At 70.9% G+C, this 11,237-nt stretch carries 10 protein-coding genes and 1 pseudogene; 5 read left to right on the top strand and 6 right to left on the bottom strand.

Annotated features, from left to right (window positions below):
- From AAG801_RS18200 to AAG801_RS18180, 5 genes are all read right to left on the bottom strand, one after another.
- Positions 1-259, bottom strand: a 259-nt coding sequence (locus tag AAG801_RS18200; protein WP_341889611.1) for a hypothetical protein, incomplete at its 3' end; no start/stop codon positions are given.
- Between the two features lie 60 nt (positions 260-319).
- On the bottom strand, positions 320-1,729 hold the full coding sequence (locus AAG801_RS18195) for an efflux transporter outer membrane subunit (RefSeq protein WP_341889610.1): 1,410 nt from the start codon (positions 1,727-1,729) through the stop codon (positions 320-322).
- 4 nt (positions 1,730-1,733) lie between these two features.
- Positions 1,734-4,973, bottom strand: a complete 3,240-nt coding sequence (locus tag AAG801_RS18190) for a multidrug efflux RND transporter permease subunit (RefSeq protein ID WP_341889609.1) — start codon at positions 4,971-4,973, stop codon at positions 1,734-1,736.
- Between the two features lie 14 nt (positions 4,974-4,987).
- Positions 4,988-6,214 carry an efflux RND transporter periplasmic adaptor subunit gene (locus tag AAG801_RS18185; protein ID WP_341889608.1) on the bottom strand — a complete coding sequence of 409 codons (1,227 nt, stop codon included), beginning with the start codon at positions 6,212-6,214 and terminating at the stop codon, positions 4,988-4,990.
- Positions 6,211-6,975, bottom strand: a complete 765-nt coding sequence (locus AAG801_RS18180; RefSeq protein WP_341889613.1) for an alpha/beta hydrolase — start codon at positions 6,973-6,975, stop codon at positions 6,211-6,213. The genes AAG801_RS18185 and AAG801_RS18180 overlap by 4 nt, the downstream gene beginning before the upstream one ends.
- A gap of 258 nt (positions 6,976-7,233) precedes the next feature.
- Between AAG801_RS18180 and AAG801_RS18175 the strand changes: the two genes are divergently transcribed.
- From AAG801_RS18175 to AAG801_RS18165, 3 genes are all read left to right on the top strand, one after another.
- Complete coding sequence (locus AAG801_RS18175) at positions 7,234-8,220, top strand: LysR family transcriptional regulator (RefSeq protein WP_341889607.1); 987 nt, start codon at positions 7,234-7,236, stop codon at positions 8,218-8,220.
- A 133-nt stretch (positions 8,221-8,353) separates the two neighbouring features.
- The gene (locus tag AAG801_RS18170) at positions 8,354-9,493 is read left to right on the top strand and encodes a glycosyl hydrolase (protein WP_341889606.1); all 1,140 of its coding nucleotides are present in this window, start codon (positions 8,354-8,356) and stop codon (positions 9,491-9,493) included.
- Complete coding sequence (locus AAG801_RS18165) at positions 9,490-9,747, top strand: MoaD/ThiS family protein (protein ID WP_341889605.1); 258 nt, start codon at positions 9,490-9,492, stop codon at positions 9,745-9,747. The genes AAG801_RS18170 and AAG801_RS18165 overlap by 4 nt, the downstream gene beginning before the upstream one ends.
- Positions 9,748-9,758: 11 nt before the next feature.
- Here the strand turns inward: AAG801_RS18165 and AAG801_RS18160 are convergent, their stop codons facing one another.
- Positions 9,759-10,010: a VF530 family protein gene (locus AAG801_RS18160; RefSeq protein ID WP_341889604.1), complete on the bottom strand. Its 252-nt coding sequence runs from the start codon at positions 10,008-10,010 to the stop codon at positions 9,759-9,761.
- Between the two features lie 52 nt (positions 10,011-10,062).
- Between AAG801_RS18160 and AAG801_RS18155 the strand changes: the two genes are divergently transcribed.
- Together AAG801_RS18155 and AAG801_RS18150 are read left to right on the top strand one after the other, a co-directional pair.
- A complete protein-coding gene (locus AAG801_RS18155; protein WP_341889603.1) occupies positions 10,063-10,977 on the top strand; it encodes a recombination-associated protein RdgC in 915 nt (304 codons plus the stop codon).
- 73 nt (positions 10,978-11,050) lie between these two features.
- A pseudogene (locus AAG801_RS18150) lies at positions 11,051-11,215 on the top strand (rhodanese-like domain-containing protein); the annotation flags it as partial.
- Positions 11,216-11,237 lie beyond the last annotated feature (22 nt).

Genomic DNA, 11,237 nt, shown 5'->3' with positions numbered 1-11,237 from the left:
CTGGAGGCGATTTGGGCGGCGACGAGAAGCGCAGCGCCGGGGTCGGCGCGCGCCAGCGCGCTTCGTGATCTGACTTGCCGCGGTTGTTTGAACGCAGCGACCGCAGGTCGCGAAGTGAGTTCTGCGGCACGACCCCGGCGCGAGCATCGCAGTGCAGTCGGCCTGCAAGGCCGACCGCCGCCGAATGAGCCACCAGCGGGCAGCGCCTGCCGCGATGCTCGACGCAGGCACGAAAGCTGACTTCCGAGAATTTCTCCAAAGGGCCGTGAGCAGATGCCGCGGAACAGTCCGTTCCTTGATCGTTGAACGCACTTCCGTATCAGGCAGCCTCACCCCAACCGCCACCGAGTGCGCGGATCAGGCGCACGGTGGACTGGTACTGCGCCGAACGCACCTGTAGCGCCTCGCGGCGGTTGCGCAGTTCGCTGCGGCGCGCGTCGAGCAGTTCGAGCTGGCTGACCAGGCCATTGCGGTAGCGGGTCTCGGACAGCGTCGTCGCCCGCGCCGCAGCGTCGACCGCCTGGCCCTGCGCGTCGCCCTGCCGGGCCAGCAGGCGCAACGCGGCGAGTTCGTCCTCCACGTCCTTGAAGGCGACCAGCACCTGCTCGCGGTAGCCGGCCAGTGCCGCGTCGAGTTCAGCGCGCGCATTGGCCACGCCCGCCTCGCGGCGCCCGCCGTCGAGCAGCGGCAGCGAGAGCAGCGCGCCAATGCCCCAGGCCCGCGCCGACGAGCGGAACAGCTCCGACAACTCGCTGGACGCGAAGCCGCCGCTGGCGGTCAGTGCCAGATTCGGGAACCAGGCCGCTTGCGCCACACCGACACGCGCCTGCGCCGCCAGCAGCGCGCTCTGCGCCGCCGAGACGTCAGGCCGCCGCGCCAGCACCGTGCTCGGCACGCCGGCCGGTACCTGCGGTGGCGTCGCGCGCCAGTCGTCCGCGGCGATGCGGAAGCCCGACGCCGGCTCGCCGGCCAGCAGTGCGATCGCATGTTCGAGCTGGGCGCGCTGGCGTTCCAGCGCCAGCGCCTCCGACTCGGTGGCAGCCACTTCGCTGCGCACGCGCACGAGGTCGAGCTCGGCCACATCGCCGGCGGCGTAGCGCCGCTCGGTCAGGCGCAGCGTGTCGCGATAGGCCTCGACGGTGCCGTGCACCAGCGTCTGCTCGGCATCGAGCGCACGCAGCGCGAAGTACGACTGCGCGATCTGTGCCTGCACCAGCAGCCGGGTGCTGCGCAGCAGCGCCTCGCGCGAGCGCACGTCGAGCGCGGCGGCGTCGCTCGCCTTGGCGAGCCGGCCGAACAGGTCGAGTTCGTAGGACAGTTGTGCGCCGGCGCTGAGCACGGTGTTCGGCGCCACGCCCAGGCCGCGTTGCGCCTCGCGGCTGGCACCGGCCCCCAGGCCGACCTGCAGCGCGCGGTTCGCGTCGGTGGCACCGAGCACGGCACGCGCCTGCGCGAGCCGCGCCGCGGCGACCTGGATGCTGGTGCTGCCACGCTCGGCACGTTCGACCAGCGCGTCGAGCTGCGCATCGCCGAAGGCCTTCCACCATTCGCCGCGTGCTTGCGCTTCGGCCGGCGCGGCAGTGGTCCACGGGACGCCGCCTTCGCTGAAGGCGGCGGGCGTCTGCGGCAGCGCCTTGTCGAGGCTCGGTGGGGCCGTCGCACAACCAGCCAGCACCAGCGCGGCGAGCAGCGGCGTGAGAAGAGGACGGACTGGGTTTTGCATGGTCATTGACTCACTCATGGCGCGACACCGGCGCCGCGGGAACAGGGTAGGCATCGCCGCCACCGGACGACGCGCTCGCGAAGGCCTCGACATGAGGTACCTCGCCGTGCAGCTTCAGCGGCCGGTTGCCGGCCAAGCGGCGCATCAGCACGTAGAACACCGGCGTGAGGAACAGGCCGAAGGCGGTCACGCCGATCATCCCGGCGAACACCGCGATGCCCATGGCCTGGCGCATCTCGGCGCCGGCGCCGGTGGCGGTGGCCAGCGGCAGCACGCCCATCACGAAGGCGAGCGAGGTCATCAGGATCGGCCGCAGGCGCAGCCGGCTCGCCTCGATCGCCGCCTGCACCGGCGTCCTGCCGGCGAACTCCAGCTCACGGGCGAACTCGACGATCAGGATCGCGTTCTTCGCACTCAAGCCCACCAGCACGACCAGGCCGATCTGCGTGAAGACGTTGTTGTCGCCATCGCTGAGCCACACGCCGGTCATCGCCGCGAGCAGGCCCATCGGCACGATCAGGATGATCGCCACCGGCAGGGTCAGGCTCTCGTACTGCGCCGCCAGCACCAGGAAGACCAGCAGGATCGCCAGCGGGAACACCCACAGCGCCGAGTTACCGGCCAGGATCTCCTGGTAGGTCAGCTCGGTCCATTCGTAGCCGATGCCCGGCGGCAGCGTCTCGGCGGCGATGCGCTCGATCGCGTCCTGCGCCTGGCCCGACGAGTAGCCCGGTGCCGGGCCGCCATTGATGTCGGCGGAGAGGAAGCCGTTGTAGCGCATCGCCCGCTCCGGCCCGAAGCTGGGCTGGATCTTCAGCAGCGCGGACAGCGGCACCATCTCGCCGCTGGCCGAACGCACCTTCAGCGCACCGACGTCCTCGGCGCGCGCGCGGTAGGCCGCATCGGCCTGCACCCGCACGGTGTAGGTGCGGCCGAACTGGTTGAAGTCGTTGACGTACAGGCTGCCGAGGTAGATCTGCAGCGTGTCGAACACCTCCGTCACCGAGACGCCGAGCTGGCGCGCCTTGGTGCGGTCGATGTCGGCATAGAGCTGCGGCACGTTGACCTGGTAGCTCGAGAACATGCCGGCCAGCTCGGGCGCCGCGTAGGCCTTGGCCATGAAGGCCTTCACGGCGCCATCCATCGCCTCGTAGCCGAGCGAAGCACGGTCCTGCAGCTGCAGCTTGAAGCCGCCGGTCGTGCCCAGGCCCTGCACCGGCGGCGGCGGGAAGATGACGACGAAGGCGTCCTCGATCTGCGCGAACTGCTGGTTGAGTTGCTGCGCGATCAATCCGGCCGGCAGGTTCGCCTTGCCGCGTTCGTCGAAGGACTTCAGCGGTGCGAAGACGATGCCCGAGTTCGAGCTGTTGGTGAAGCCGTTGATCGACAGGCCGGGGAAGGCCACCGCGTTGGCCACGCCGGGCTGCTTCAGCGCGATGTCGCTCATGCGGCGCATCACATCCTCGGTGCGGTCGAGCGTGGCGCCGTCGGGCAGCTGCGCGAAGCCGATCAGGTACTGCTTGTCCTGCGCCGGCACAAACCCGCCGGGCACGGCCTTGAAGAGCAGCGCCGTCACGCCGACCAGCACGAGATAGACCGCCAGCATCAGCACCTTGCGCGAGATCACCCGCGTCACGCCGCCGCTGTAGGCGTTCGCGCCGCGGCCGAAGAAGCGGTTGAAGCCGCGGAACAGCCAGCCGAAGACCCGGTCCATGCCGCGGGTCAGCGCGTCCTTGGGCGCACCGCGGCGCTGCAGCAGGAGTGCGGCCAGCGCCGGCGACAGGGTCAGCGAGTTGACCGCCGAGATCACCGTCGAGATCGCGATGGTCAGCGCGAACTGGCGGTAGAACTGCCCGGTCAGGCCGGTGATGAAGGCCAGCGGCACGAACACCGCGACCAGCACCAGCGCGATCGCGATGATCGGGCCGGAGACTTCGCGCATCGCGCGGTAGGTGGCCTCGCGCGGACTCAGCCCGGCCTCGATGTTGCGCTCGACGTTCTCGACCACCACGATGGCGTCGTCGACGACGATGCCGATCGCCAGCACCAGGCCGAACAGGCTCAGCGCGTTGATCGAGAAGCCGAACAGATGCATCACCGCGAAGGTGCCGACCACCGACACCGGCACCGCCAGCAGCGGGATGATCGAGGCACGCCAGGTCTGCAGGAACAGGATGACGACCAGCACGACGAGCAGGATGGCCTCGAGCAGCGTGTGCACCACCGACTCGATGGACGCGCGCACGAACTGCGTGGTGTCGTAGACGATCTCGTAGCCCACGCCCTCGGGCATGAAGCGCTTGAGCTCCTCCATCTGCGCACGCACCTGGTCGGCGATGTCGATCGCGTTCGAGCCCGGCGCGGCCAGCACCGCGACCGCGACGGCGCTCTTGTTGTCGAGCAGCGAACGCAGCGCGTAGTCGGCGGCGCCGAGCTCGAGGCGGGCGACGTCGCGCAGGCGTGTCACCGCGCCGTCGGCGCCGGTGCGCACGATGATGTCGCCGAACTCCTCCTCCGACTTCAGCCGGCCCTGCGCGTTGATCGACAGCTGCAGGTCGACGCCGGGCAGCCCCGGCGAGGCGCCGACCACGCCGGCCGCGGCCTGCACGTTCTGCTCGCGGATGGCGCGCACCACGTCGCCGGCGGCCAGGCCGCGCTCGGCCATCTTGTGCGGGTCCAGCCAGGCGCGCATGGCGTACTCGCCGCCGCCCCACAGCTGCACCTGGCCGACGCCCTTCACGCGCGCCAGCCGGTCCTTGACGTTCAGCGCCGCGTAGTTGCGCAGGTAGTTGATGTCGTAGCGCTCGTTCGGCGACACCAGGTGCACGACCATGATGAAGTCGGGCGAGGCCTTGATGGTGGTGACGCCGGTGCGCCGCACCTCCTCGGGCAGGCGCGGCTCGGCCTGCGCGACGCGGTTCTGCACGAGCTGTTGCGCCTTGTCGGGATCGGTGCCGAGCGCGAAGGTCACCGTCAGCGTCATCACGCCGTCGGTGGTCGCCTGGCTGTTCATGTACAGCATGTTCTCGACGCCGTTGATCGCCTCCTCCAGCGGCGTGGCCACTGTCTCGGCGATCACCTTCGGGTTGGCGCCCGGGTACTGTGCGCGCACCACCACAGTGGGCGGCACGACCTCGGGATACTCGGAGATCGGCAGGCCACGCAGCGCGATCAGCCCGGCGAGGAACATCAGCAGCGAGAGCACGCCGGCGAAGATCGGCCGGTCGATGAAGAACTTGGACAGGTTCATGGGGTCCTCGCCAATCACGAACGCGCCGCGCCGTCGCGCTGCGCCGTCACTTCGGGCTTGGCGTCCATCGCCACCTCGCGCGGCGCCAGCGCCATGCCCGGGCGCACCCGCTGCAGGCCGTTGACGACGATGCGCTCGCCCGCCTTCAGTCCTTCGCTGACCACGCGCAGGCCGTTGACCGAGGCGCCCAGCTTGACCTCGCGCCAGACGGCCTTGCTGTCGGCGCCGACGACCATCACGTAGCGCTTGTCCTGGTCGGTGCCGACGGCGCGCTCGTTGATCAGCAGCGCGCTGCCAGTCTTGGCCTCGCCCATGCGCAGCCGGGCGAACTGGCCGGGGATCAGGCTGCCGTCCTTGTTGTCGAACACGGCGCGCACGCGGATCGTGCCGCTCTTCGTGTCGACCTGGTTGTCAACCAGCTGCAGCCGGCCTTCGAAAGGCAGCTGCGTCGTCGCAGCGGTGCCCATCTGCACCGGAATGCGCTCGAGCTGTGCACGCGCACTGGCGCCACCGGGCAGGTCCTTCAGCGCCCGCACGATGACTTGTTCGTCGGCGTCGAAACTCGCATAGATCGGGCTGACCGAGACCAGCGTGGTCAGCACCGGCGCGCCGGGGCCGGCAGCGACCAGGTTGCCGGCGTTGATCTCGATGCGGCCGATGCGCCCGGCGATCGGCGCACGCACCTGGGTGTAGCCGAGGTTGAGCTTGGCTGACTGCAGCGCCGCCTCGGCGGCGCGCAGGTTGGCCTCGGCTTCGCGCAAGGTGTTCGTGCGCTCGTCGAACTCACGCTGCGCGATCGCGCGCTCGTCCCACAGGCGCTGCGAACGTTCGTTCTCGCTCTTCGCATGGGCCAGGCGCGAGCGCGCGGCCATCGCCTGCGCCTCGGCGCGTTCGACCTCGGCGGCATAGGGTGCGGCGTCGATGGAGAACAGCAGGTCGCCCTGCTTCACCAGCGCCCCTTCGCGGAAGTGCACGGCCTGCACGGTGCCGGCGGCGCGCGAGCGCACCTCGATCCGCTCGATCGCCTCCAGCCGGCCGGAGAACTCGTGCGATGCGGCCACCTCGCTGGCCACCACGGTGGCCACCGAGACCGGTGTCGCCGGCGGTGCGGCGGCCGGGCCGGTGGCCTCGGCCGGGCTGCTCGACAGCCCGAAGGCGGTGGCGACGATGGCAGCCAGCGCCGTCAGTGCGGTGGCGGCAGCAATCGCGCCGGTTCGGCGGCTGGGTGTGTTCTTGTTCATGCGGGGCTCCCGGTGCGGTTCGTGGTGTGTTGGAGAAAGGTGTTCAGATGCAGGCCGAGCGGCGCGGCCCAGTGGCGCGGTTCGCCCGAGAGGTAGCTGCGCGGCCAGCCGGTGGGACCCTCGATGAGGGCCAGTTCGACCGGCACGCCGGCCGCACGCAGCCGCTGCGCGAAGGCCTGTGTCTCGTCACGCAAGGGGTCGTCGGCGGCGCTGGCCAGCAGCGTCGGCGGCAGGCCGGCCAGGCGCTGTGCCGCGCCCGGCGCGGCATAGGGGTGCAGCGCGTCGGCCCCTCGCGCCAGGTAGGCGCGCCAGCCGTCGGCCCAGCGGCAACCCACCGGCCCGGCCTTGGCGTGGCGCTGCGAGGCCGTGCCCACGCAGACATCGAGCATCGGCGACAGCAGGATCTGGCCGGCCAGTTCCGGCCCGGCGCGGTCGCGCGCCATCATCGCCACCGCCGCAGCGAGGTTGCCGCCGGCCTCCTCGCCGGCGACGTACAGCGGTGCCTGCGGAGCAGCGATCCGGCGCCGTTGACGCTCCAGCCATTGCAGCGCGGCGTAGCCGGCCTCGATCGCCTGCGGGAAGGGGTGCGCCGGCGCCAGCGGATAGTCGATCGACACGACCGCGGCGCCCGCATCGGCGAGCAGGCCGGCCACCGTGGTCCCGTCGTCCAGCCCGCCGCCGACGAAGGCACCGGCGTGGAAGTGCAGCACCAGCGGCATGCCGGCGCAGCGCTCGCCGCAGCCGTAGATCCGCAGCGTCATCGGCGCGGCGCCGGCAATGGCGAAGGACTCGTCGCGCCAGGCACTGGCGGGGGGCGACGACCGGAATGAAGGTGAGGACATGGCGACTTCGATGCCGCAGGACGGCGTCATGCGTGCTGGAATGCGGTGGAAGATAGGGCGCAACGCCGCAGCGATAAATGGCCGGCGCGCTCACATCCTGTTCCGCGCGTTGCAACAATCGCAGCCCGTTTCTGCGGTTCAATCGCTGCATTCACAGACCGACAGGAGGGGCCGACGATGGACAAGTTCTCTGCCATGCAGGCCTACGTGCGCGTCGTCGAGGCGGGCACCTTCACCAAGGCCGCCGATTCGATGGGCCTGCCCAAGCCGACCGTCACGCGGCTGATCCAGACGCTCGAGAAACACCTGCAGACCAAGCTGCTGAACCGCACGACGCGGCGTGTCACCGTCACCGCCGACGGCGCGGCCTACTACGACCGCGCGCTGCGCATCCTCGGCGAGATGGAAGAGCTCGAGTCGAGCATGTCGCACGCCAAGGCCAACCCGCGCGGGCGGCTGCGCATCGACGTCGGCGCCTCGGTCGGCCAGATGCTGCTGATCCCGGCGCTGCCCGACTTCCACGTGCGCTATCCGGACATCCAGATCGACCTCGGTGTCACCGACCGGCCGGTCGACCTGGTCGGCGAGAACGTCGACTGCGTGCTGCGCGGCGGCGAGATCACCGACCAGTCGCTGGTGGCGCGGCGCATCGGCGAGTTCCACCTGATCCTGGCGGCAACGCCGGCCTACCTGAAGCGGCACGGCACGCCGCGCCACCCGAGCGAGCTTGAGGACGGCCAGCACCGCGTGATCAACTACTTCTCGCACCGCACCGGACGGCCCTTCCCGTTCAGCTTCGAGAAGAGCGGGGAGCGCATCGAGCTGACCGGCCAGCACGTCGTCTCGGTCAACGACTCGAACGCGAACCTTGCCGCCGGGCTGGCCGGCCTGGGCATCGTGCGCACGACCACCTTCATGGCGAAGCCGCACTTCGACAGCGGCGCGTTGGTGCCGCTGATGCTCGACTGGTGCGCCGACACCATCCCGATCCACGTCGTCTACCCGCCGAACCGCCACCTGAGCACCAAGCTGCGGGTGTTCGTCGACTGGGCCGCCGACCTGTTCGCACGCAGCGACCTCATCCAGCACAAGTGCTGCCTGCCGCAGCCCGTGGCGGTGCCCGGCAACGCCGCGGCGTGCGATCGGGCCGAGGTGACAGCCTAGGAGCTGCTCTCACGAGGGGAAGCCCGGATCGGCGGGCGCTGTCGATCCGGCATCGTCCCGTTCGTCGTGGCGTTGAAGCGAAGCCTGTCGCTTCGCCGCGCTGCACGCTGGCAGCCTTCACGGAGGACCGCTCATGACCCCCACGCCGACCCGACTGCTGATGCTGGTGGCCACCCGCAAAGGCGCCTGGCTGCTGCACGGCGACGCCCGGCGCGAGCGCTGGACGCTCGACGGCCCGCACTTCCTCGGCCACACGATCAGCCACGTGCAGCTCGACCCGCGCGACCGCCGGACGCTGCTGGCCGCCGCGAAGACCGGGCACCTCGGCCCCACCGTGTTCCGCTCCACCGACCTCGGCCGCAGCTGGAAGGAAGCACGCCAGCCGCCGGCCTTCGACAAGCCGTCGAACAGCCTGCCACCACGCGCGGTGGACCACACCTTCTGGCTGACGCCGGGCCACGCCAGCGAGCACGACAGCTGGTACGCCGGCACCTCGCCGCAGGGCCTGTTCCGCTCCGAGGACGGCGGCATCAGCTGGGCGCCGCTGCCGGCCGTCAACGACGATCCCCAGTTCCGCGAGTGGATGGGCACGGTGCAGGACGGCACGCCCGACGGGCCGAAGCTGCACTCCATCGTCATCGACCCGCGCGACCCGGCGCACCTGCTGTTCGGCATGTCGGGCGGCGGCGTGCACGAGTCGCGTGACGCCGGGCGCAGCTGGACCACGCTGGTCGAGGGCATGCAGGTGGTCGAAGGCTTTGACGCCACCACCGTGACCTTCCACGACCCGCACTGCGTGCGCATCTGCCCGGGCAACCCCGACCGCCTGTACCAGCAGAACCACTGCGGCATCTACCGGCTCGACCGGCCCGGCACCGCCTGGCAGCGCATCGGCCGCAGCATGCCTGCGGAGGTCGGCGACATCGGCTTCCCGATGGTCGTGCATCCGCGCGATCCGGACACCGCCTGGGTGTTCCCGATGGACGGCAACGATGTCTGGCCGCGCACCAGCCCCGGCGGCCGCCCGGCGGCCTACGTGACCCGTGATGGCGGCAGCAGCTGGCAGCGGCTGGACCATGGCCTGCCGGTGGAGCAGGCCTGGTGGACCGTCAAGCGCCAGGCGATGACGGCCGACGCGCTGCCGGAGCCGGCGCTGTACCTGGGCACCACCAGCGGCGAGCTGTGGATCGGGCACGAGGGCGGCTCGCGCTGGACGAACATCGCCCGCCACCTGCCGGAGATCTACGCGGTCGAAGTCGCGGAGCTCGGATGAAGGTGCTGGTGCCCGGCGCGCTGCGCTCCTACACGGGCGAGTCGCACGTCGAGGCCAGCGGCGACACGCTGGCCGCGCTGTTCGCCGACCTCGAGCGCCGCTACCCGGGCCTGCGCTTTCGCGTCGTCGACGAGCAGGACATGCTGCGGCCGAACATGCGGGTGTTCGTCAACGGCCGCTGCGTCCGCGAACTCGGCCATGCGCTGAAGCCCGACGACTTCGTGGCGATCGTGCTCGCGCTCAGCGGCGGCTGAGCGCGGCGACGCTAGCGGCTGCCTTGCCGCCGCGTCTCGCGCAGCATGAAGAGGTAGAGGCTCTCGACCTTCTCGCGCGCCCACGGCGTCTTGCGCAGGAACTTCAGGCTCGAGGCGATGCTCGGGTCGCTGGTGAAGCAGCGCAGCGCGATGCGCTCGCCCAGCCCTTCCCAGCCGTAGGCCGCGACCAGCGCCGTGAGCATGGCCTCGAGCGTGACGCCGTGCAGGGGGTTGCGCGGCTGCGGCGCGGGCGGGGTGGTCATGGCGTCATTCTGCCGCGCCCTAGAATCCGCGCCCCACCCTCCACCCCGCACCATGTTCAAGAACGCGCTCGTCTACCGCATCGACCAGTGGGAACCGCCCACCCAAGCCGACATCGAAAAGCGCCTGGACGGCGCGCGCTTCGCCGAGTGCGGGCCGACCCAGCCCGAGGCGGCCGGCTGGGTCGAGCCGCGCGGCGAGAAGCACGGCGTGCTGCTGGAGAGCGTGGGCGGCCAGCTCATCCTCAAGCTGTGCACCGAGTCCAAGCCGGTTCCCGGCGGCGTGGTCAAACAGCAGCTCGAGGCCCGGCTGGACAAGATCGAGGCCGAGACCGGCCGTCGCCCCAAGGGCAAGGCCAAGCGCGAGCTCAAGGAACAGATCGTGCACGACCTGCTGCCGCGCGCCTTCCCCAAGCGTTCGACGACGCTGGTCTGGCTCGACCTGGAGGCGCGGCTGGTGCTGATCGGTGCGGCCAGCAGCAAGAAGGCCGATGCGGTGGTGACGCGCCTGGTCGAGCTGTTCGGCGGGCTGCGCCTGGCGCCGCTGCAGACCACGCTGTCGCCGGCCACGGCGATGTCGGCCTGGCTCAGCGACAAGGAGGCGCCGGCGGGTTTCAGCATCGACCGCGAGTGCGAACTCAAGCAGCCCGACAGCGAGAAGGCCGCGGTGCGCTACGCCCGCCACACGCTCGACATCGACGAGGTCGGCGAGCACATCAGGCAGGGCAAGCTGCCCACGCAACTGGCGATGACCTGGAACAGCCGCGTGTCTTTCGTGCTCACCGAGGCGCTGACGCTCAAGCGCATCAAGCTGCTCGACGTGGTGCTGGAGAAGGCTTCCCCGTCCGACGCCGCCGACGGCGGCTTCGATGCCGACGTCGCCATCACGACGGGCGAACTGCGCCTGCTGCTGCCCGACCTGATCGACGCGCTCGGCGGGCCGCTGGTGAAGGACGCCGCGGCGGCGTAGCGCCAGCGCGTGGCGGCTGCAGCAGCGCTGTGGCAGCCGCATCGCGCCGGCCGAAGCGGCCCGCGCCACGCTGGTGGACTGGCAGCGGCCGGTGGTGACGGTGTGCCGCTCCGGCGTGCGCTCGGCCCAGGCCAGCGTGCTGCTGACGAAAGCCGGCTTCGCGCGCGTGGCCAACCTCGCCGGCGGCATGCTGCGCTGGAGGGGCGAAGGGCTGCCGGTGGCGCCGGGGAGCGTGTAGCCGGCACGCGGGGTGCCCTGCG

Source organism: Variovorax sp. YR752 (assembly GCF_943372545.1).
This window is presented reverse-complemented; position numbering and strand designations above follow the sequence as displayed.